18 protein-coding genes are annotated in these 20600 nt (G+C 66.9%); 7 read left to right on the top strand and 11 right to left on the bottom strand.

What is annotated here, in order from left to right; genetic code table 11:
• Positions 1 to 194: 194 nt before the first annotated feature.
• On the bottom strand, positions 195 to 2171 hold the full coding sequence (locus tag AC0Z6F_RS15710; RefSeq protein WP_448122413.1) for a UvrD-helicase domain-containing protein: 1977 nt from the start codon (positions 2169 to 2171) through the stop codon (positions 195 to 197).
• A 99-nt stretch (positions 2172 to 2270) separates the two neighbouring features.
• On the opposite strand from AC0Z6F_RS15710, the gene AC0Z6F_RS15705 reads away from it, so the two are divergent.
• From AC0Z6F_RS15705 to AC0Z6F_RS15695, 3 genes are read left to right on the top strand one after another with little or no spacing between them, the layout of a single operon-like run.
• Positions 2271 to 2999 (top strand): sel1 repeat family protein, encoded by a 729-nt coding sequence (locus tag AC0Z6F_RS15705; RefSeq protein ID WP_197585284.1) that lies wholly within the window; start codon positions 2271 to 2273, stop codon positions 2997 to 2999.
• 35 nt (positions 3000 to 3034) lie between these two features.
• The gene (locus tag AC0Z6F_RS15700; protein ID WP_004133412.1) at positions 3035 to 3763 is read left to right on the top strand and encodes an SEL1-like repeat protein; all 729 of its coding nucleotides are present in this window, start codon (positions 3035 to 3037) and stop codon (positions 3761 to 3763) included.
• A 9-nt stretch (positions 3764 to 3772) separates the two neighbouring features.
• Positions 3773 to 4393, top strand: a complete 621-nt coding sequence (locus AC0Z6F_RS15695) for a thymidine kinase (RefSeq protein ID WP_004133406.1) — start codon at positions 3773 to 3775, stop codon at positions 4391 to 4393.
• A gap of 538 nt (positions 4394 to 4931) precedes the next feature.
• Here the strand turns inward: AC0Z6F_RS15695 and AC0Z6F_RS15690 are convergent.
• From AC0Z6F_RS15690 to AC0Z6F_RS15670, 5 genes are all read right to left on the bottom strand, one after another.
• A complete protein-coding gene (locus AC0Z6F_RS15690; protein ID WP_012509627.1) occupies positions 4932 to 6536 on the bottom strand; it encodes an OpgD/OpgG family glucan biosynthesis protein in 1605 nt (534 codons plus the stop codon).
• Positions 6537 to 6641: 105 nt separating this feature from the next.
• Positions 6642 to 7454 (bottom strand): bifunctional DNA-formamidopyrimidine glycosylase/DNA-(apurinic or apyrimidinic site) lyase, encoded by an 813-nt coding sequence (mutM, locus tag AC0Z6F_RS15685; protein ID WP_012509626.1) that lies wholly within the window; start codon positions 7452 to 7454, stop codon positions 6642 to 6644.
• A gap of 70 nt (positions 7455 to 7524) precedes the next feature.
• The gene (locus tag AC0Z6F_RS15680) at positions 7525 to 8307 is read right to left on the bottom strand and encodes a hypothetical protein (RefSeq protein ID WP_004133314.1); all 783 of its coding nucleotides are present in this window, start codon (positions 8305 to 8307) and stop codon (positions 7525 to 7527) included.
• A 230-nt stretch (positions 8308 to 8537) separates the two neighbouring features.
• Positions 8538 to 8870: an EF-hand domain-containing protein gene (locus AC0Z6F_RS15675; protein ID WP_004133313.1), complete on the bottom strand. Its 333-nt coding sequence runs from the start codon at positions 8868 to 8870 to the stop codon at positions 8538 to 8540.
• Complete coding sequence (locus tag AC0Z6F_RS15670) at positions 8867 to 10069, bottom strand: DesA family fatty acid desaturase (RefSeq protein WP_485617576.1); 1203 nt, start codon at positions 10067 to 10069, stop codon at positions 8867 to 8869. The genes AC0Z6F_RS15675 and AC0Z6F_RS15670 overlap by 4 nt, the downstream gene beginning before the upstream one ends.
• A gap of 121 nt (positions 10070 to 10190) precedes the next feature.
• Here AC0Z6F_RS15670 and AC0Z6F_RS15665 point away from each other — a divergent pair, with 121 nt between their 5' ends.
• The gene (locus AC0Z6F_RS15665) at positions 10191 to 11042 is read left to right on the top strand and encodes an ABC transporter ATP-binding protein (RefSeq protein WP_012509624.1); all 852 of its coding nucleotides are present in this window, start codon (positions 10191 to 10193) and stop codon (positions 11040 to 11042) included.
• Between the two features lie 130 nt (positions 11043 to 11172).
• Here the strand turns inward: AC0Z6F_RS15665 and AC0Z6F_RS15660 are convergent, their stop codons facing one another.
• Both AC0Z6F_RS15660 and AC0Z6F_RS15655 read right to left on the bottom strand, forming a co-directional pair.
• On the bottom strand, positions 11173 to 12375 hold the full coding sequence (locus AC0Z6F_RS15660) for a DUF4785 domain-containing protein (RefSeq protein ID WP_485617578.1): 1203 nt from the start codon (positions 12373 to 12375) through the stop codon (positions 11173 to 11175).
• 11 nt (positions 12376 to 12386) lie between these two features.
• A complete protein-coding gene (locus AC0Z6F_RS15655) occupies positions 12387 to 13265 on the bottom strand; it encodes a hypothetical protein (protein WP_485617580.1) in 879 nt (292 codons plus the stop codon).
• A gap of 262 nt (positions 13266 to 13527) precedes the next feature.
• Between AC0Z6F_RS15655 and AC0Z6F_RS15650 the strand changes: the two genes are divergently transcribed.
• Entirely contained in the window at positions 13528 to 14367 is an 840-nt protein-coding gene (locus AC0Z6F_RS15650; protein ID WP_485617581.1) for an acid phosphatase, read from the top strand.
• A gap of 143 nt (positions 14368 to 14510) precedes the next feature.
• On the opposite strand, the gene AC0Z6F_RS15645 is transcribed toward AC0Z6F_RS15650, so the two are convergent.
• Positions 14511 to 16784, bottom strand: a complete 2274-nt coding sequence (locus AC0Z6F_RS15645) for a TonB-dependent receptor (RefSeq protein WP_012509621.1) — start codon at positions 16782 to 16784, stop codon at positions 14511 to 14513.
• Between the two features lie 159 nt (positions 16785 to 16943).
• Here AC0Z6F_RS15645 and AC0Z6F_RS15640 point away from each other — a divergent pair, with 159 nt between their 5' ends.
• Positions 16944 to 17960: a TIGR00266 family protein gene (locus AC0Z6F_RS15640; protein ID WP_485617583.1), complete on the top strand. Its 1017-nt coding sequence runs from the start codon at positions 16944 to 16946 to the stop codon at positions 17958 to 17960.
• A gap of 140 nt (positions 17961 to 18100) precedes the next feature.
• The gene (locus AC0Z6F_RS15635) at positions 18101 to 19093 is read left to right on the top strand and encodes a patatin-like phospholipase family protein (RefSeq protein WP_012509619.1); all 993 of its coding nucleotides are present in this window, start codon (positions 18101 to 18103) and stop codon (positions 19091 to 19093) included.
• Between the two features lie 46 nt (positions 19094 to 19139).
• On the opposite strand, the gene AC0Z6F_RS15630 is transcribed toward AC0Z6F_RS15635, so the two are convergent.
• Positions 19140 to 19883 (bottom strand): hypothetical protein, encoded by a 744-nt coding sequence (locus tag AC0Z6F_RS15630; RefSeq protein WP_012509618.1) that lies wholly within the window; start codon positions 19881 to 19883, stop codon positions 19140 to 19142.
• Between the two features lie 147 nt (positions 19884 to 20030).
• The gene (locus AC0Z6F_RS15625; RefSeq protein ID WP_004133014.1) at positions 20031 to 20516 is read right to left on the bottom strand and encodes an Lrp/AsnC family transcriptional regulator; all 486 of its coding nucleotides are present in this window, start codon (positions 20514 to 20516) and stop codon (positions 20031 to 20033) included.
• Positions 20517 to 20600: the final 84 nt, after the last annotated feature.

Raw genomic sequence — 20600 nt, 5'->3', positions numbered from 1 at the left:
GCCTCTTTGGCGACCTGCAGTTTGAAACGCGCGTCGTATCTGTTCATGTATCCCTCGGGGTTGGATCTGGTGTCCAATTCCCGGGGGTCACTTCAGGGACGGGTTCACGGCGTCCCCCGCGAACCCACCCCGACCGGCCACACCGCCGAACCAACGCGTGCTCCACCACGGAGGGGCGGCGCCGTTGGAGCGCCTTAATCGAACAGCGCCTCGATCGCCGCCAACCCGGCACTCGCCCGCTCCTTCTTACGCGCCGCATCCGCCACCGGGTCAGCGCCATCACGCTGGATCTCCTCGGCCGGAATCTCCTCGAAGAACCGGCTCGGCTTCAGCCGCACGTGCTCGCCGAATTTGCGGGTCAGCTTGCTGTAACTCATCCACAGCTGGATCTTGGCGCGGGTGATGCCCACGTACAGCAGGCGACGTTCTTCCTGCAGGTTGCCCTCGTCCAGGCTCACCTGGTGCGGCAGCACGCCGTCCTCGCAGCCGACGATGAACACATACGGGAACTCCAGGCCCTTGGAGGCGTGCATGGTCATCATCCGCACCTGGTTGCCGCCCTCGTCCTTGTCACTGCGCGACAGCAGCGCCAGCTGGCCGGCAAGGTCGGCGGCGGTGGCGCCGCGCGGGCCGCCTTCGAACCACTGCGCCAGTTCCTCGATGTTGTTGGCACGGCGCTGGTAGCTGGCCTCTTCCTTGGCCTGCTGGCGCAGCTCGCTGAGCAGGCCGGATTCCTTGGCGACCTTGCGGATCATGTCGCCGGAAGTGACCTGCCGGGTCTGTGCACGCAGGTCACGCAGGATGTCGGTGAAGCGCGCCAGGCTGTTGGCCGCACGCGGCGGCAACTGCTGCAGCGCGCCGATCGCCTCGGCGGCCTGTGCCATCGGCATGTCCTTTTCCTGCGCCAGCTCGGCCAGCTTGGCCAGCGTACTGGCACCGACATCGCGCTTGGGCGACTGCACCGCCCGCATGAACGCGGTGTCGTCGTCCGGGTTCACCAGCAACCGCAGCCAGGCCAGCGTGTCCTTCACTTCCTGGCGTTCCAGGAACATGGTGCCGCCGGTCAGGTGGTACGGGATGCGCAGCAGCTGCATCGCCTTTTCCAGCGGGCGTGACTGGAAGTTGCCGCGGAACAGGATGCAGAAATCGCTCCACGGCACCTTGCGCGACTGCGCCACGAAGGCGATCTCGGCGGCGACCTTTTCCGCTTCGTGTTCGCTGTTGCGGCATTCCCATACGCGGATGCGCTCGCCGTCAGCCTGGTCGCTCCACAGCTTCTTCAGGTGCTCATGCGGGTTGTTGGCGATCAGCGCGTTGGCCGCGCGCAGCACGCGGTTGGAACAGCGGTAGTTCTGTTCCAGCTTGATGATTTCCAGCGCCGGGTAATCGCGCCCCATCTGCTGCAGGTTTTCCGGATTGGCACCTCGCCAGGCGTAAATCGACTGGTCGTCGTCGCCCACGCAGGTGAAGTTGCCCTTGTCGCCAGCCAGCTGCTTCAGCAGTCGGTACTGTGCATCGTTGGTGTCCTGGCATTCGTCCACCAGCAGGTAGCCGATGCGCTCGCGCCAGGCCACGGCGATGTCCGGGTTCTCTTCCAGCACCTGCACCGGCAGCCGGATCAGGTCGTCGAAGTCGACCGCGTTGAACGCCGTCAGGCGCAGCTGGTAGCGCTCGTAGACGCTGGCCGCTTCCTTCTCGCGGTTGCTGCGAGCGGCCGCCATCGCCTGTTCGGGCGACAGCCCGGCATTCTTCGCGCGTGACACCAGGTTCTTCATGTCCTCGATGTCGTCGGGCTTGGCCCCGTACATCAGGTCCTTGATCTGTGCAGCGGCATCGTCGGCATCGAAGATCGAGAAACCGCGCTTCAGGCCCACCGCCGCGTGCTCGATCTGCAGGAACTTCAACCCCAGTGCGTGGAAGGTGCAGATGGTCACCTCGTCGGCGTCCTGCTCGCGCAGTCGCTTGGCCACGCGCTCGCGCATTTCCTTGGCCGACTTGTTGGTGAAGGTGATCGCCGCGATGCGCCGGGCCGGATAACGGCCGCAGCCGATCAGGTGGGCGATCTTTTCCACGATCACGCGCGTCTTGCCGCTGCCAGCGCCGGCGAGTACCAGCAACGGACCTTCGATGTGCAGGACGGCGGCGGCTTGGGGGGGATTGAGACCGTGCATTGGATGGGGATTGTAGCGGGGCGACGACGGGCGGACCTGACTTGCACGTGCCCCGTTCCTAAGCTATTGATTCGGCACCGGAGCCCTGGAGCAGGGTGCATGTCCCCGATTGTCTCTTCCGCCCTCCTGGGCAGCGTCCTGCTGCTGGTGGTCCCCCTGTCCGCCCGCGGCGCAGGCTGCGCACCCGGCTCGGGCACGTCGATCCTGCCAGCAGTGATGACCCAGGGCTTCCTTCAGGCGCATCCGGACCTGCATTGGCGCGAACTGGGCCTGCAGTCCTGGCGCCAGGGCAGGTCCGACCACGCACTGGTGCGCTTCAAGCGGGCGGCAGCCCACGCCGACAAGGTTTCACAGTCGCTGGTCGCACGCATGTACCAGGAGGGGGTAGGTACCGACGCCGATCCAGTTATGGCTTACATCTGGATGGATCTGGCGGCCGAACGCGGATATCGCGATCTACTGCTCGAGCGCGAGCGTTACTGGAACCGCCTCGACGCCGGGCAGCGCCAGCGGGTGCTTGCCGAGGGACCGGCGCTGTACGCGAAGTATGGAGATGTGGTGGCCAAGCCACGAATGGAGACCGCCATGCGGTTGGAGCGCAGCCGCATGACCGGCAGCCGTACCGGCTGGGTCAGTTCGATGCTGCATGTGGAACTGTCCAGCGGTCCCGAGGCCGGTTGGCCGATCAGCGGTGACGACTATTACCGCGAGGCGTACTGGGAACCCACCGCGTACTGGTGCATGCAGGACCAGATCTGGCAGCAGGAGCATCGCAGCGGGAACGTAGAGGTCGGCCCGCTCAGCCCCGTTGAAGGCGCGGGGCGCTGACGTTCGTATTTGGCCATTGCCAGGAGGGCGATCATATGAAAGCGAAGCACGCTCCACTCTGCCTGCTGCTGGGCCTGTCGATGGCCGCTGCCGTGACCGCCAGGGAATGTCCGGTGGAGGCCCCGCGGCAGATCCCGCCAACCGTCCTGACCGGAGGCTTCTTCGATGCCCATCCGGACCTGTTCTGGCGCAGCATGGCCCAGCGGGCCGAACGGGACAAACGGCCCGCCAGGGCGCTGGACTACTACAAGCGTTCGGCGCGCTACGCCGACAAGTTTTCCCAGGCCATGGTGGCGCGGCTGTATCAGGAGGGCATCGGCACCCGGGCCGATCCGGTGATGGCCTACATCTGGATGGACCTGGCCGCCGAGCGCATGTATCACGACTTCCTGGTGCTGCGGGAGCACTATTGGGCACGCTTGGACGCACTCCAGCAGGCACAGGCGATCGAGCGCGGCCAGCAGGTGTATGCCGACTACGGCGACCGCGTGGCCAAGCCTCGCATGGAGCGCGCCCTCAGGGACGGTCGCCAGCAGATCACCGGCAGCCGCCTCGGGTACGTGAGCTCCGGACTGATCGTCGTCCAGCGCCGCGGCAACGAGCAGGGCATCGCGACCCCGGGCAGCATCGTCTACGACAACGACTACTGGCGAGCCGCCGACTACTGGTGCCTGCAGGACAACTACTGGCGCCCCGCGCTGACGCCCAGCGTCGAGATAGGACGGCCGGACACGGTCCGCGACGACAAGGCGGTGGGCGACTAGAATTGGCTGATGGCCAAGCTCTACTTCTACTACTCGGCGATGAACGCCGGCAAGACCACGACCCTGCTGCAGAGCGCCCACAACTACCGCGAGCGCGGCATGCGGGTGGCGATCCTGACCCCGCGCCTGGATGATCGTGCCGGCCCCGGCGTGGTCGCTTCGCGGATCGGCCTGCGTGCCGATGGAATGGCCTTCGACCGCGGTACCGACCTGCAACGCTGGGTGGAGCAGGATCTGGCGACGAACGGACCGATGGGCTGCGTGCTGGTGGACGAGGCGCAGTTCCTCACCCGTGCCCAGGTCTGGCAGCTCAGCGAAATCGTGGATCAGCTGCGCATTCCGGTGCTGTGCTACGGCCTGCGCACCGACTTCCGCGGTGAGCTGTTCGAAGGCAGCCAGTACCTGCTGGCCTGGGCCGACGAGATGCAGGAGATCAAGACCATCTGCCACAGCGGAAAGAAGGCGACGATGACGGTGCGCGTGGACGAGCATGGCCACGCCGTGCAGGACGGCCCGCAGGTGGAGATCGGCGGCAACGACCGCTACGTGTCGGTCAGCCGTGCGGAGTTCAAGAAGATCACCCGCGGCGAAGGCCGGATCGATCCGGCGCAGGCGCCCCTGCCGCTGTAAAGGGGTTCTTTTGCAGGGCTGCGCCCTGCACCTGCCGAGGCCGGAGCCAGATCCAGGGCAACGGCAAAAGCGGGCTATCCGTGGGATGGTGGGATGGTGGGGCGGTGTGGGTGGTCAGGACACGCCGTAAACCCGTCCATGGGGGCTCGATGGCGCCATCCATGGCGCCAACGGTCCTGCCCACCCACACCGCCCCACCTCTGACAGATCCCCACGGCTGTTGGTAGGTGTCGACCTTGGTCGACACATCTGTCAGGCATCGAATGAAATTCTGGGTCAGATCCGTTTTCCTCCGGAAGACGGATCTGACCCCAAGAGCAATTCCGACAGATCGCGGAAATCTGTCGAAGGCGGGGTGGGTCCGGTTGAGGGGGCGTGAGCGCCATGGATGGCGCGACCGAGGCTACATGGACGTATTTACGCCGTCCCCCTCAACCGGACCCACCCCGCCTCCCTACAGGAAACCTGCTTCTGCCGTTGCTTCGGCTCTGGCCTCGGCAGGTGCAGGGCTGCAAGCCCTGCAAACCCACCCCCCCTCTTAGTACAGCGTGCGCTCCGGCGCACCCGCCGGCGGCGGGGTGTACTGGTACAGCCAGGTCTCGGTAAGGGTCTTGCCGCCACTGCGCAGGAACAGGCGGATGTCGATCTGCTCGGTGCTGCCCTCCGGCGGCACCAGGTCGAACATCGCGCGGTAGCCGTTGATCTCGCGCAGCGGGCGCGCCGACACGATCTCGACCCGGCCGCGGCTGGCTTCCACCACGGCCTCGACCTCGCCCTTGTCGATCAGCCTCGCCAGTTCGCCGCCTTCGAAGTCCACCGCGAAGCGCCAGCTGAAATACTCGCGCTTCTTGCCGACCACGCCGCCCAGGCCGGTGCGGCTGGCCACGCAGTGCGCCAGCGGCGGCCGTGCCGGCGGTTCGGCACCCCAGTACAGGCGGTAGCCGACCAGCAGCTCCTGGCCCGGCTGCGGTTTTTCCTTCGGGTTCCAGAACGCGACGATGTTGTCGAAGGTCTCGTCCACGGTGGGAATCTCCACCAGCTGCACCGAGCCTTCGCCCCACTCGCCCTTGGGTTCGACCCACAGGCACGGGCGCTTCTCGTAGAACACGCCATCGTCCTGGTAGTGGTCGAAGTTGCGGTCGCGCTGCAGCAGGCCGAAACCACGCGGGTTGCGGTCGACGAACATGTTGAAGCGCAGGTTGCGCGGATTCAGCAGCGGTCGCCAGATCCATTCGCCGGCACCGGTCCACAGCGACAGGCCATCGGTGTCGTGGATCTCCGGGCGCCAGTCCCATGCCATGCGGCGGTCGTTCTCGCCCACCTGGTACATGCTGGTGCACGGGGCGATGCCCAGCCGCTCGATCGCCTTGCGCGGGTACAGCGCGCTGTCGATGTCCATCAGCAGCACATCACCATTGGTGATGGCGAAGCGGTAGGCACCGGCCACGCTGGGCGAATCCAGCAGGCCGTAGACCACGATCGTCTCCGAATCGGCCGATGGCTGCTCCAGGTAGTAGGCGATGAAGTCCGGGAATTCCTCCGGCTTGCCCATGCCGGTGTCGATCGCCAGGCCGCGCGCGGACTGGCCGTACTGGCCTTCCTTGCCGACCGCGCGGAAGTAGCTGGCGCCGAGGAAGGCGGCGAAGTCGCGGTCGGTGTCCTTGCGGGTGTTCAGGCGGAAGCCGGCGAAGCCCAGATCGGCCGGCAGCTCGCCGTCCTTGATGCCGCTCTTGCCGTAGTTGAACGCCGCGCCGTCATAGGCCAGCTCCTGCGCCTTGCCGTCGACCACGTCGAACATGCGCACCGGCGAGTGGAAGTACAGGCCCAGGTGGAAGAACTTGGCCTGGAACTTGCCAGGCTGGTCAGCCCACAGCGCATGGTCCTGGCGGTAGCCGATCGACTGGTACTGGTCCCAGTCCAGGCCTTCCAGGCGGCCCGGCAGCACCCGCTTGTGGCTCTTGTAGGGTGCCTGTGCCAGCGCGCGCGCCTGGCCCTTCAGGGTGGCGAAGTCGAACGGCTGCGGCTGGCCGAGGCGGCGCAGGCCCATCTGGCCGCTCTTGCTGGCCGCGCACGCGGGCAGGGACGGCAGGCCGAATGCAGCCAGGGCGAGGGAGGCATTGCGGATGAAGTCGCGTCGTTGCATGCAGGCGCGTCAGGCACAGAGGGAAGGTCGGCCATCATAGGCAGACAAACGTTAACGGGCAGCGGAGACGTGCCCTGCCCGTTCAGCTGCCGCTGGCCGCCCGCCTCAGCGCTGGCAGTGGCTGCACCAGACGCTGGCGCGCTGGCCGATGGTGGCGTGCTTCAGCGCGCGGCCACAGTTCGGGCAGGGCAGCCCGTCGCGGCCGTACACCAGCAGTTCCTGTTCGAAGTAGCCCGGTGCGCCGTCAGGGCTGATGAAATCGCGCAGGGTGGTGCCGCCACGGGTGATGGCGTAGCCGAGGATTTCCTTCACCGCGTCGGCCAGCCGCTGGTAGCGTTCGCGCGAGATCTTTCCTGCCTCGCGCAGCGGACTGATGCCGGCCTTGAACAGGCTCTCGGCGGCGTAGATGTTGCCCACGCCCACCACCACCGCCTGGTCCATCAGGAAGGTCTTCACCGGCGCGCTGCGGCCACGGCTGCGGGCGAACAGGTAGTTGCCGTCGAAGGCGTCGTCCAGCGGTTCCGGTCCCAGCCCCTGCAGCAGAGGGTGCACCTCGCCGGCCGGCTGCCAGAGCAGGCTGCCAAAGCGGCGCGGGTCGTTGAAGCGCAGCAGGCGGCCGTTGTCCAGGCTGATGTCCACATGGTCGTGCGCGCGCAACGGCGTGTCACCCGGCAGCACGCGCAAGCTGCCGGACATGCCCAGGTGCAGCACGGCACTGCCTGCGGCGGTATCCAGCAACAGGTACTTGGCACGGCGACGCACCGCGTCGATGCGCTGGCCCGGCAACTGCCCGGCCACCTCCGGCGGGATGGGCCAGCGCAGGTCGGCGCGGCGCAGGATCACCCCGTGCACGCGGCGGCCCTGCAGATGCGGCGCCAGGCCGCGGCGGGTGGTTTCGACTTCGGGCAGCTCGGGCATGCGGTGATTCTAGCGCTCCGCCGCAGACGCAGACGTCACCGCAGCCGACCTGGCCGCGGTGACGGGGGTATCAGACCTCCTGGCCTTCAACCGGTGCCTGGATGGCTACCGGAGCAGTGTCGGGAAACAGCGTGGGGAGCGTCTGCACGAAGCTGGCCACGCAGGCCTCGGCGTAGCGCTCAGCGGTCTGCCTGACCAGGGCGTAGTCATCGGCCTGCCACGCTTCCAGCGACGCCGACACCGGCTCGGCAATGCGGCAATGTGCACCTTCGCCACCGGTCAGGCGCATGGTCGGCAGCTTGCGCCGGTACGGGAAGCCCAGATCCACGTTCTGGCGCAGTTCGTACTCGGTCTCGGCATTGCCCAGTTCCTTGTAGATCAGGGTGAAGTCACCCACGGTGACCTGCACCGGCCGCGACTGCTCGGGGATGGCGCCGGGATGGGCGCTGAAGTACGTCGCCAGGGCCGCGCGTGCCTGCTGTTCCATCGAACTGAACGCCGGGTTCGGCACGGTATCCACGCGGGTACCCTTCAACTGATCCTTGCTGAAGCCGCGGCCACCGATGACGCCGGCAAACAGCGATACGGCCGCCTGTGCCGCCACGACCTTGCCCGTGGTGGAGCGTTGCACCAGGCGCAGCGCGCGGTCACCGATCGGCTGGCCGTCGGCATTGGTCTCCAGCTTGGTGCTGGTCGGAACCCGATGTTCCCAGGCGGGCGCCGGTGCCACTGCGGCGGCGTCCGCATCCTGCTGCGGCTCGGATGCGGCGGGCGGTTCGTCGGCCAGTACCGGTGCACCGAACGCGAGGCCACCAAGCAGGGTGGCGGTGAGAAGGACAGGGTTTGCTTTCACGGGGGATCCTTGGATATCGGTCAGGCCAGCACGGGCGACCCCAACAGGCATCGATCATCGCAACGGCACTGCCTCAACCTCCATGTCCCCACGACCGCGCTCCCTCACGGTCGACATGCCAAGCCCGCACTGTCTCTGCTGATCGACCGGCGCGCCGGGATCGGGTCGTGCACAGCATCGGCCGCGCGGGCAGGAACTTTAGCCTTGGCTGAAGCGCGGCCGCCCGCGCTTCAGCGCGGCGGTGCCGACAGCTCGCGCGCATCCAGGAAGCCATCACCGTTGGCATCCTGCTTGTGGAAGCGCTGCACGATCACCTGCCGCTGCTGCTCACGGGTGATCACCCTGCCCTTGCCGCCGGGCAGTTCGTCGGCGCTCAGCACGCCATCGCCATTGCGGTCCATGCGATCGAAGGCATACAGCATCCACTGCACGTACTCGGACTCGCTGACCCGGCCGTCGCCATCGCTGTCCATCCGCTGCAGGTAGCTGGTTGTGTCGGTGACCTGGGCCAGCGCCACGCCCGGCAGCAGCACCGCAAGCAGAACCCCGTACCCTGCCCTCACGCGCCCACCAGGCTGTAGCCCTTCAATCGCGCGGCATACGCCTGCAGCGCGGCGATACCGCTTTCCTCGGCCTCGCGGCACCACGCCTGCAGCTGGTGCAGCCGCTCGGCCGCATCGTGGCCGCGGGCTTCCAGCAATGCGGCCAGGCGCCCGCGGTACTCGACCAGTGTGCGGATGCGCGGGCGCTGCGCCACCCATTCGCTGAGCTGGGCACGACTGTCCGGCTTCAGCCAGCGGCCATCGTTGACCAGGCCACGGCGCAGCCGGCGCGGCAGCAGGCGGCGCAGCTTGGCTCCAGCCTGCACGGCTTCCTCGCGCAGAGCCGGCATGAACACATTGCGCTGGTAATCGGTCATCGCCTGGAAGCGGTGCGACAGCAGCGCCTTCAGGGTTTCGGCATCGGGCACCGCGATGTTCGGGCGCACGTCCATGGCCGGCGCCACCCGCAGCACCTTGGCCAGGCGCAGCGCCTGCAGCAGGCGGATCGCACTCCAGCCGATATCGAACTCCCAGCGCCGCATCGCGAAGCGCGCCGAGCTGGGGAAGGCGTGGTGATTGTTGTGCAGCTCCTCGCCACCGATCCAGAACCCCCACGGCGTGAGGTTGGTGGAGGTATCGGCCGACTCGTAGTTGCGGTAGCCCCACCAGTGGCCCAGGCCATTGACCACGCCGGCCGCCCAGAACGGGATCCACGCCATCTGGATCGCCCACAGGGCCACGCCCGGCAGGCCAAACAACACCGTGTTGATCGCGAACAGCAGCACCGGCCCCAACGTGGCATGCGGGGTATACAGACGGCGCTCGATCGCATCATCCGGGGTGCCGCGCCCGTACTGCTCGATGTCCGCGCGCTGGCCGCGGGCTTCGCGGTACAGCTCCACGCCGTGCCAGAACACCGTGCCGATGCCACGGGTGACCGGGCTGTGCGGGTCGTCCTCGGTTTCCACCTTCGCATGGTGCTTGCGGTGGATGGCCACCCACTCGCGGGTAATCATCGAGGTGGTCAGCCACAGCCAGAAGCGGAACACATGGGCCAGCGCCGGGTGGAAATCGACCCCGCGATGAGCCTGGCTGCGGTGCAGGTACAAGGTCACCGAGAAGATGGTGATCTGGGTGAAGACCAGCAGCACCGCCAGCATGGCCCACCAGCCCAGGCCGAGCACACCACCGGTCAACAGTGACATCAGGGCATCTGGCATGACGGCTCTCCGGATCGACGCGGCGATGGCAGACATCATGGGCGCTTGCGTTGCAAACTGCATCCCTGCGGCGGCGATTTCCACTGCCTTCCGTGGCACCGTTCACAGTTGGGGAGCTGAGTTGTCGAGCCTTGATCCGCGCGCCTGCGCCGTTACCGTTGCCCCGTCCGCCGGGGAACTGCCGCCGTTGATCGAACTGGACCGCGCCACCGTGGTGCGCGGCCAGGTGAAGGTGCTGCACGGGCTCAGCCTGCGCATCGCACAGGGCCAGCACACCGCCCTACTCGGCCCCAATGGCTGCGGCAAGTCCACCTTCATCAAGCTGATCACCCGCGAGCTGTACCCGCTGGCGCAGGGCGACGGCACGGTGGCGGTGAAGGTGCTGGGCCAGAACCGCTGGCAGGTAGATCGGCTGCGCTCACAGCTGGGCATCGTCACCGGCGACCTCAGCAGCAACCTGTCCGACATGCCCGGGCTGACCGTGGAACAGGCCGTGCTGTCCGGCTTCTTCGCCAGTTACGTGGTGCCGGCCTTCCGCGAAGTGACCGCCGACATGCGCGCGCGCGTTGGCGAGACGCTGGCAATGACCGGCGCGCTGTCGCTGCGTGAGCGTGCCTACGCCGAGCTGTCCGCCGGCGAGACCCGCCGCGTGCTGATCGCCCGCGCGCTGGTCAACCGGCCGCAGGCACTGCTGCTGGACGAACCCTCCACCGGCCTGGATCTGGTCGCCCGCGAGCAGCTGGTGGCCACCATGCGGGTACTGGCGCAGCAGGGCATCACCCTGGTGCTGGTGACCCACCACATCGAAGAGATCATTCCTGAGATCGAGCGGGTGGTGCTGCTGCGCGATGGCCGCGTACTGGCCGATGGCACCCGCGCCGAATTGCTGCGCAACGAACCGTTGTCGGCAGTGTTCGGCGGCGCGATTACGGTGGTCGAGCAGGAAGGCCGGCTGACCGCGTACGCGGGATAATCGACATGCCGTTGTAGAGCCGAGCCCACGCTCGGCTGCTTCTGATTACGGCAAACGGCAGCCGAGCATGGGCTCGGCATCTACAGGATGCGATGCAGCGGGCCGGGAGTCCGGCCCGCCACCGCTTTGCTCAGAACCGCAATGCCAGCGCGCGCGACTCGATCGGTGCCATCCGGCTCTGGTCCTGCAGCTGCAGGTCGCGCAGTTCATACGGCGCACCGAATCCGGCCGGCAACGCCGCCTGGTTGAACGGCAGCACCAGCTGGCCTGCGCCCGGGCCATCGAACCACGCGGCCGCATGTGCCTGTGCCACCGGCTTCAGCTGGCCATCGCGGGCCGTGGCGTACAGCGTGCCTCGCGCCTCATAGCGGCCGGCGGCGGCCACCTGCAGCGGCAGCGCCACCTGGCGGCTGGCCGGATCCGGTGCGGCTTGGCCACTGAAACGGGCAGTCGCCCGTGCCACCGCAAAGGCCACCTTGCCATCGCGCAGCACACCGTCGGCCTGGGCGAACACCTGCAATTCCCACAGCCCCTGCACGGTTCCGACATCGGCCGGGATACTTACCTGCGCGCGCAGCGCACCATCGGTGGTGCGCAGCAACCGCTGCGGCCAGCTGCGGCCATCCGGTGCGACCAGCAGGGCTTCACCGCCCAGCCCACCACGACGCGATGCCAGCTGCGCGGTGGTGGCGCCGTCTTCCAGCAGGCGTGCCTGCAGCTGCACGTTGCCGCCGGCCAGCACCTGCGCCTGGTTGGCCTGCACCTCCAGGCGCAGCGGGCTGTTCGGCTCCAGCACCTGCACCACGTAGCGGCCTTGGGCCTGCGCGCTCTGCAGCGTGTACGCACCGACTGCACTGGTCGCGCCGGTACGCAGCATGCTGCTGCCATCGCTCACCGGCATGCCGGCATCCTGCAGCGCGCGCGCATCGACACTGCGCGCCACGCTGCTGCGGCCGGCCGGGTCGCGCACCTGCAAAGTGTTGGCCGGCAGCGCGCGGGCACCTGCGGCCGGGCTCAGCTGGATCACCGCATCGGGCGCCGTCAGTGGCAGGTCCAGGCCGCGTTGCAGCTGCGTGCCATCAACCTGCTGCCAGTAGCTGCGACTGACCGAGGCATACGGTGTGGCCGCCTGCAGCGGTTGCGTCGGGTCCAGCGCCCAGGCAAACGACAACGGTGCGTGTTCGCTTTCATCGGCGGGCAGCGGCGCGGCCACCAATGCGGCAGGCACCTGATCGCCTGCGCGGGCGGCCTGCAGCGGTTGAGCGGCGTGCGCTGTGGACAGGGACAGTACTGCCAGCATCGCACTGGCCAGCAGAGTGGAATGGATCGTCATGGTCGTCTCCCTCACTGGGTCAGGTCGTTGCGCAGCAGGGTGCCGAGGCCGAAGCACTCGCGGCGGCTCTGGTTGTGGCTGAGCGGTTCTGCACCCTGGGTACGCGCCTTGTCGGTGAACCAGGTAGTGCCGGCAGCCTTCTGGCTGCTGCACTCCAGGAAGCCATCGGAGCAGGACGACAACCAGTTCTGGGTGAACTCCAGGCCGACATTGGCGGCATAGCCACCGCAGTAGCTGTTGCTGTCCCACACCGCAGATTCCACGTCACTGCCGACCACCGCACGGAACGGCTTGGGCAGCGCAGGACGACCGGCGGTGCCGTACAGGTTCTGTGCGTTGTAGGTGGCCATGCTCGCCACCTGTTGCTGGCGCACGGCGTCGTTCTTGTAGCCCAGCAGCCAGCCCAGTGAGGTTTCGAAGGTATTGCCGTTGAGCACTGCATCGGCCAGCGGTGTGCCGGCCGAAGACGGCGCCAGCGCGTTGACCTTGCGCACCGTGCGGATGATCTTCGGATAGCGGCTGTCATAGGTCGGGTTGGACAGGATCCAGCGCATCACGTTGCCGCCGTTGGAGTGGGTGATCACCACCAGCTGGGTGATGCCACGGCTGTCGATGAAGCTGGTCAGCTGGTTGGCCAGGCAACCGGCCGCTTCCGGCTTCCACATGTACTGGGTGAAGTCGCAGTTGATGACCACATAGTTGCTGCTGTTCGGCAGCCCTTGGCGCACGGTGTCGATGATCGCCGGCTGCCAGTAGTCCTGGGTGGCATTGGTCTGTGCGCCGGTGCCATGCACGAAGGCTACGCCGACCACGTCGGCGGCCTGCACCGGCGCGGCTGCCAGCCCGAGGAGCAGGGCCAGGACGGTACTTCCTGTTGCGGTGCTGCGCATCGCTTCTCTCCCTCTGTCAACGGATCCCCCCGACCCGGCTGGAACTGGACGGCCCCTGATGCTTGCCGTTGTGCCGATGCTCGCGGCGCGGCCGCGTGAAAGTCCGTGCGCTGCGCCCGGATTCAGGAGACTGACGTCACTCGATGACGCTTTTCATATCGCCGGGATGACCATGCCGGGTCTGGCCGTATGACCGATGGCCACTGCGGTGTCGTATACGGGCTGCGATCATGGCGCGATGTTTTTTCTCCGGAGCCCATCCATGTCGCTGATTTCCCACCCTGCCCGCCCGCTGCTCGGCCTCGCCGTCGTTGCGGCCCTGGCTGGTTGTGCCGCCACCGCCGCCAAGCCGACTGCCGTCGAAGCCAACATCACCACCAAGGCGGTGGGCTATCTGGACAAGAGCGCGGTACCGGGCAGCCTCGACCTGGTGCCGGCGCCGCCGGTGGCCGGTTCGGCCGCCCTCGCCCTCGACGAACAGGTCAGCCGTGAAGCCCGCGCGCTGCGTGGCAGCCCGCGCTTCGCCCAGGCCGGTGTCGATGCGGAACTCGGCTTCCCAGAAGGCGCCAACCACTTCTCCTGCGCCGCCGACATCGACGTCGATGCGGTGAAGACCCCGGCGCTGTACCGCCTGCTGGAGCGCAGCCGGATCGACGCCAGCGCCGCCACCAAGGCCGCCAAGAACCACTACCAGCGCCCGCGCCCGTTCATGGTCAACGGTGAACCGACCTGCGCGCCGAAGGACGAGGACGGCCTGCGCAAGAACGGCTCGTACCCGTCCGGCCACACCTCGATCGGCTGGGCCTGGGCCCTGATCCTGTCGGAGATCGCACCGGATCGCGCCGATGCGATCCAGGCGCGCGGCCGCAACTACGGCGAGAGCCGCCTGGTGTGCAACGTGCACTGGCAGAGCGACATCCTCGAAGGCCGCTTCATGGGCGCCGCCGCCGTGGCCCGCCTGCACGACAACGCCGCGTTCAACAAGGACCTGCTGGCCGCACGCAAGGAGATTGCTGCCGCGCGCAAGGCCGGCCTGCACTCCAGCCGCGATTGCACCACCGAGAATGCGGTGCTGAAGGTGCGCCCGCAGAGCGCGCTGTAAGGCATCGCCGCTGCGCTCGCCGGGCATGGCCCGGCGCTACCCAGGCATCGCGCGGTAGCGCCGGGCCATGCCCGGCGGCCCTGGAAAGCAGAAGGGCCGGCATTGCGCCGGCCCTTCTTCATTGCATCAACGCAGCCACCGCATCAGAACTTCGCGGTGAACTCCACGCCCCAGGTACGCGGCTCGTTGAGGAAGCCGGTCAGGTTGTTGAAGTCGATCGCGCCGACCACGCGGGTCTGGTTGGTCAGGTTGCGGCCGAACACCGCCACATCGTACTGACCGTAATCCCAGTTGTAGCCCAGGCGCAGGCCGCCTTCCAGCGAACTACGGCCGCGGAATTCCGGCGACTCGTAGATGAAGAAGTTCACCGCGCTGCGGTAGGCCCAATCGGTGTAGGCATACAGCTCGCTGCCATCGCTGAGCGGGAAGCCGACGCGCAGGGTCGCGTTGTGGATCCACTTCGGCGCCTGCGGCAGCGGGTTGCCGTTGACCAGTGCGTAGGTGCCACCGTTGATGACGGTGGTCGGGTCGTTGATGGTGCAGCCACCGCCGCAGATCGCTACCGCCAGATCCTTGTCCTTGATCTCGGTGTCGTTGTAGCTGCTGCCGAAGGTCAGCAGCACGTTGTCGGCCAGATAGGCTTCCAGGTCCAGCTCCACGCCCTGGCCGATGGTCTTGTCGGCGTTGAGCAGGGTGGCGGTGTTGTTGGTGCCGCCCACGGCGATCAACTGCTGGCCGTCAACGTTGTAGCGGAAGACGCTCAGGCCCAGGCGCGCGCGGCGCTCGAACAGGTCGGCCTTGATGCCGGCCTCATACGAGATCACCTTCTCCGAATCGGCCTGCGACAGGCCCGGCGCAAACGCCAGGCGGCCCTGGATCGACGGCGCACGGAAGCCCTTGGCCACGCGGGCGTAGGCATTCACGTTGTCGGTCAGCTTGTACACGCCGCTGACATCCCAGCTGACGTCGTTGACGTCGGTGTTGGCCAGGTACGGACCACTGACCGGGGTGCCGAAGGGAAGGACGGCCTGCAGCACGCTGGCGTTGAAGTCCTTCTTGTCCTGAGTGTAGCGCACGCCGGCACGCAGCTTGAAACGGTCGGTGACATCGAAGTCACCCGAGGCAAACACCGCCCAGGCCTTGTTGCGCTGGTTCTGCACCACGTGGCCGGTCTGCGGGTTGCCCGGCTTCAGCGAGTTGTAGTTGAAGTTGTTGATGGTCACGTCTTCGTCGAAATAGAAGACGCCGGCCTGCCAGTCGAAGCGGCCCCATTCGTTGGATTCGACGCGGAACTCCTGGGTCCACTGGCGATGGTGCGGCAGGCCGTCGGCCGACTCCGATGAGAACGGGATGAAGCCCGGCCCATAGTTGCCAGCGCCCAGCGATGCGTCGCCGTAGCCACCGTCGATGTCACCACGATTGAGCGATTCGGCGGTTTCATAACCGGTGATCGAATGCAGGGTCACCGAACCGAGGTTCCACTGCAGGCGTGCGCTGCCGCCCCAGGTCTTCAGGTCGGAGAAGTTGACGCCGTCGTTGGCGACCTTGTCGCGGTCGAAGTTCTCGACCAGCGAATTGCCACCCTTTTCGATGATGTTGGCGCGGAACAGGCGAGCGGTGCCGTTGAGCTTGCGCTTGTGCAGGTTGAACAGCGCTTCGAAGTCGTCGCCTTCGTACAGGAACTGCACGCGGCCGGCGGCTTCGTCATAGCCTTCGAAACCGCTGTTGGGCGCGCCGGCACGGGTGTTGTCGACCCAGTCGTCACGGCGCTGGTAGATGGCCGACACGCGCGCCGACCAGCGATCGGTCAATGGGCCGCCGTAGGCGCCCTGAACGTTCCAGCTGTTGTAGCTGCCATAGCCCACGCGCACGTAGCCGTCGGCATCCTGCGACGGGCGCGCCGAATCGAACTTGACCACGCCGGCCGGAGTGTTGCGGCCGAACAGCGTGCCCTGCGGGCCGCGCAGCACTTCCACATTGGCCAGGTCGAACAGCGGGAAGCCCTTCAGCAGCGGGCTTTCCTGCACCACGTCGTCGTACACCAGCGACACCGGCTGCGACGCATTGAGGTCGAAATCGGTGTTGCCAAGGCCACGGATGTAGAAGCGCGGGAAGGCACGGCCGTAGGACGACTCGATGTTGAGGCTGGGCACGCGCGCGGCCAGGAAGCGGATGTCGTCGCCCGCCGAACCCAGCACATCGAGCTTCTCGCCCTGGATCGCGCTGATCGCAACCGGCACGTCCTTGGCGTTCTCGACACGGCGCTGCGCGGTCACCTGCAGGGCGTCGAGGGCAACCGGATCCTTGGCGGCGGGAGTTTCCTGGGCGGCTGCTACCAGCGGCAACAGGGCGGAAAGAGCGGCAACGAGGGGGCGCGCGACCGGAAGGCGGCCACGGGAAGTGCGGGTCGGAGACATGGCGGTAGGCTGTGTTTGGAGGGGTGGTAAAACGGCGCTACCAGATAATTGTTGCAATACAGCACCTGCCCCGCAAATGCCGGCCGTTCATGGCCGCGTCGCCCCGGCCCCCGCGCCCTCGCTAGACTCGGGGTTTTCCAGCCCTGCAGAGCCGCCGCGATGACCCAGTGGTACTTCCATGCCTCCGCCCAGGCCGAGCGTATCGGCCCGCTCGATGACGAGGCCGCGCGCCGTTATGCGCAGACCAACCCGCGCGCCCTGGCCTGGTGCCAGGGCATGAGCGGGTGGACCTCGATTGCCGAGGTGTCCGAACTGCAGTCCGCGGCCCCGGGCATGCCGAACACCCCGCCGCCGGTCCCCGCCGCCGCGAGCGGCCGTGCCGACGACATCGAGTTCCGCATCGTCGGCCATGAAATGCAGTTCGTGGAGATCGAGCTTGATCCCGGCGAGAGCGCCATTGCCGAAGCCGGCGCACTGATGTTCAAGGACGCAACGGTGCAGATGGACACCGTATTCGGTGCCGCCACCGGCGACCAGGGCGGCGGCTTGATGGGCAAGGTGATGGCCGCCGGCAAGCGCGTGCTGACCGGCGAGAGCCTGTTCGCCACCGTCTACACCCAGAGCGGCCACGGCAAGGGCAAGGTCGCCTTCGCCGCGCCCTACCCCGGCACCGTGCTGGCAATGAAGCTGGACCAGCATGGCGGCCGCCTGATCTGCCAGAAGGACAGCTTCCTGGCCGGCGCACGCGGTGTGCAGATCGGCGTGCAGTTCCAGCGCAAGATCATGACCGGCCTGTTCGGAGGCGAAGGTTTCATCATGCAGAAGCTGGAAGGCGACGGCTGGGTGTTCATCCACGCCGGTGGCTGCGTGGTGGAGCGCGAGCTGGCGGCCGGTGAGCGGCTGGATGTGGATACCGGCTGCGTGGTGGCCTACCACCCCACCGTGGACATGGATGTGCGCCGGGTCGCCGGCATCAAGAGCATGCTGTTCGGTGGCGAAGGCGTGTTCCTGGCCACGCTGACTGGCCCGGGCAAGGTCTGGCTGCAGTCACTGCCGTTCTCGCGCCTGGCCGGCCGCATGTGGATGGCCGCGCCCCAGGGCGGTGGCCAGAACCGCGGCGAAGGCTCGGTGCTGGGCGGCCTGGGCCGGATGCTGGACGGCGACAACCGGTTCTGACCACCGCTGCGCTCGCCGGGCATGGCCCGGCGCTACCCGTGGTGTTCTATGAATAGGGAATTCCCCCACCCTGCCCGGCCCGCCACGGCTTCGGTATGCTGGCGCCCTTTCCTGAATCCGGCGCCGCGAGCGCACTGCCGATGAGCCTGTTCCGCCCCCGCATGCTGCTGTCCGTCGCCCTGGTCGGCCTGCTGGCCGGCTGCGGTGGCGATCCGGTCCGCCCCACACCGCCGCCGGCACCAACCGTGGTGCCGCAGGCCAAGCCGGTGAAGATCGGTATCGCCCTCGGCGGTGGCGCAGCCAAGGGCTTCGCGCACATCGGCGTGATCAAGATGCTGGAGGCCAACGGCTTCGAACCGGCCGTGGTGTCCGGCACCAGCGCCGGCAGCGTGGTTGGCGCGCTGTACGCCAGCGGCATGGACGCGTTCCAGATGCAGAGCAAGGCGGTGGCGCTGGACGAAGCCAGCATCCGCGACGTGCGCCTGTTCTCCGGTGGTCTGGTGCAGGGCCAGAAGCTGCAGGACTACGTCAACGAACAGGTGGCCAACCGTTCGGCCGAGCGCCTGAAGAAGCCGTTCGCCGCCGTCGCCACCCAGCTGGAAACCGGTGAGCGCGCGATCTTCGTGCGCGGCAACGTCGGCCAGGCGGTACGCGCGTCGAGCAGCATCCCCGGTGTGTTCGAACCGGTGAAGATCGGTGGCCGCAACTACATCGATGGCGGCGTGGTCAGTCCGGTGCCGGTGGACGCCGCGCGCCAGCTAGGCGCCGACTTCGTGATTGCCGTGGACATCTCCAGCAAAGCCAGCGGCAAGGCGCCGACGGACATGCTGGGCATCGTCAACCAGTCCATCTCGATCATGGGCCAGCGGCTGGGCGAGCAGGAACTGGCGCGCGCCGACATCGTCATCCGCCCGAAGGTACTGGACATCGGTGCCGCCGATTTCAGCCAGCGTGGCACCGCGATCCTGGAAGGCGAAAAGGCCGCGATGGCAGCCATGCCGCAGATCCGCGCGAAGATCCAGCAGCTGCAGCGCGCACGCGCCGCGGCGGCCGCACCGGCACCGGTGGCCGCGCCGAAGTGCGAGGAAGCCTCGCGCCTGGGCAAGCTGATGGGCCGCAAGGACAAGTGCTGAAGGCGACCCGCACGAAGCGGGTCGCCCTCGATGGCCTCACAACAGATCAGGCACCGATCTGGGCCAGTGCATCGTTGGCCGCGGCGGTGACCGAACTGCCGTAGCCCTGGATGTATGAGCCATTGCAGACCAGCGTGGCCTTCAGAATGACGCCATTGATTTCAGCCCTCTCGAAGTCGCAGCTCTGGCCCGCAGCTGTCGTATAGCGCATCAGGCGCATGGCGATGACGTTGGCGTCATCGACGCTGGCGCCGAGCCCAGCGATGGACCAGCTCTTCAGGGTCTGTGTGTTGCCGCAGTCGTAGCGGAAACGGAATCCCCAGGCTTCTGGATAGTACGAACCATTCAGTGGCGCGGCGCAATGGGTACCCGTGGCCGCCATTTCCGTAGCGATGGCCAGCGAGTTGCGCGCCGCAGTGGTGGGTGAGTTGCCTACACCGGCTATCGGCCAGCCGTTGCAGACGAACTGGGCGAAAACACCTTTGCCGTAAGCACCACTGACGATGCTGCTGGCATTCGCACTGCAGCTCACGCCGGCCTGCAGCACTGCCATGAAGCCGTTGAGATTCTCCACGGCTTCGTTGACTGAAACACCGATCCCATAGACATAGCCACCGTTGCATTGGCGCTTGGCCAGCGTTGACGAGTTGCTGGTCATGCCGACGAATTCGGTGGCGCCGCAACTCAACGCCAAAGGTTGGGCGTTGGCGGTCTGGGGGGAAGCTCCTGCAGCGGCCGGCATCAGGGCAGCAGCAAGCAGGGCAATGACAGGAGCAAGGCAGACTTTCATGTCGATCTCTCCGGACAGGGTTGTCCAGTGATTCTAGGAAGGCCGATTGCGTCACTCTGTCAGAGGTTCATTCGTCTCATCGTAGGAAAATGCCTCGTGTCATCCAGGATGCAAAGCAAGTCACGCTCTCCCACATCCGCCAGATGATCACGACTCCAGCTGCGACAACGGCAACGCCTGGAAACCCTTTACCGTGCGCAGCACGAAGCTGGAATTGGCATCGGCAACGCCGCCGGCATTGAGCAGCCGGTCCAGCAGGAAATGCGAAAAATGCTCCAGATCGCGCACGTAGACGTGCAGCAGGTAGTCCATGTCGCCGGTCAACGCATGGCAGGCCACTACTTCATCCCAGGCCTGCACGCTGTCGACGAAGTGGCCGATCGCGGCCTGGTCGTGCTTTTCCAGCTGCACGCGCACGAAGGCCTGCAGGCCCAGCCGCAGCTGCCGTGGCTCCAGCCGCGCGCCATAGCCGACGATCACGCCCTCGCTTTCCAGCCGCTGCAGGCGCCGCAGGCAGGCCGAGGGCGAGAGGTTCACCCGTGTTGCCAGCTCGGCGTTGGTGGCGCGTCCATCCCGCTGGATTTCAGCCAGCAGACGTATATCCGTGCGATCGAACTGGACTTCTCCGGCCATTGTTGCCCCGCAACATGGTGAGTACGCAAGGATATTGCGCCAACAAGGCCAATCGGCGCAACTTTTGCAACCCTGTTGCGCGCG

It is taken from the genome of Stenotrophomonas sp. 1L-E-5-B-C3 (assembly GCF_057292075.1).
The sequence above is the reverse complement of the archived record's forward strand: the minus strand, read 5'-3'. Positions and strand labels throughout refer to the sequence as shown.

Bases quoted from the DNA above. Each gene is read 5' to 3' on its own strand.
- AC0Z6F_RS15710 (WP_448122413.1), bottom strand. From the start codon at position 2,171: ATGCACGGTCTCAATCCCCCCCAAGCCGCCGCCGTCCTGCACATCGAA.
- AC0Z6F_RS15705 (WP_197585284.1), top strand. From the start codon at position 2,271: ATGTCCCCGATTGTCTCTTCCGCCCTCCTGGGCAGCGTCCTGCTGCTG.
- AC0Z6F_RS15700 (WP_004133412.1), top strand. From the start codon at position 3,035: ATGAAAGCGAAGCACGCTCCACTCTGCCTGCTGCTGGGCCTGTCGATG.
- AC0Z6F_RS15695 (WP_004133406.1), top strand. From the start codon at position 3,773: ATGGCCAAGCTCTACTTCTACTACTCGGCGATGAACGCCGGCAAGACC.
- AC0Z6F_RS15690 (WP_012509627.1), bottom strand. From the start codon at position 6,536: ATGCAACGACGCGACTTCATCCGCAATGCCTCCCTCGCCCTGGCTGCA.
- mutM (WP_012509626.1), bottom strand. From the start codon at position 7,454: ATGCCCGAGCTGCCCGAAGTCGAAACCACCCGCCGCGGCCTGGCGCCG.
- AC0Z6F_RS15670 (WP_485617576.1), bottom strand. From the start codon at position 10,069: ATGCCAGATGCCCTGATGTCACTGTTGACCGGTGGTGTGCTCGGCCTG.
- AC0Z6F_RS15660 (WP_485617578.1), bottom strand. From the start codon at position 12,375: ATGACGATCCATTCCACTCTGCTGGCCAGTGCGATGCTGGCAGTACTG.
- AC0Z6F_RS15655 (WP_485617580.1), bottom strand. From the start codon at position 13,265: ATGCGCAGCACCGCAACAGGAAGTACCGTCCTGGCCCTGCTCCTCGGG.
- AC0Z6F_RS15650 (WP_485617581.1), top strand. From the start codon at position 13,528: ATGTCGCTGATTTCCCACCCTGCCCGCCCGCTGCTCGGCCTCGCCGTC.
- AC0Z6F_RS15645 (WP_012509621.1), bottom strand. From the start codon at position 16,784: ATGTCTCCGACCCGCACTTCCCGTGGCCGCCTTCCGGTCGCGCGCCCC.
- AC0Z6F_RS15640 (WP_485617583.1), top strand. From the start codon at position 16,944: ATGACCCAGTGGTACTTCCATGCCTCCGCCCAGGCCGAGCGTATCGGC.
- AC0Z6F_RS15635 (WP_012509619.1), top strand. From the start codon at position 18,101: ATGAGCCTGTTCCGCCCCCGCATGCTGCTGTCCGTCGCCCTGGTCGGC.
- AC0Z6F_RS15630 (WP_012509618.1), bottom strand. From the start codon at position 19,883: ATGAAAGTCTGCCTTGCTCCTGTCATTGCCCTGCTTGCTGCTGCCCTG.
- AC0Z6F_RS15625 (WP_004133014.1), bottom strand. From the start codon at position 20,516: ATGGCCGGAGAAGTCCAGTTCGATCGCACGGATATACGTCTGCTGGCT.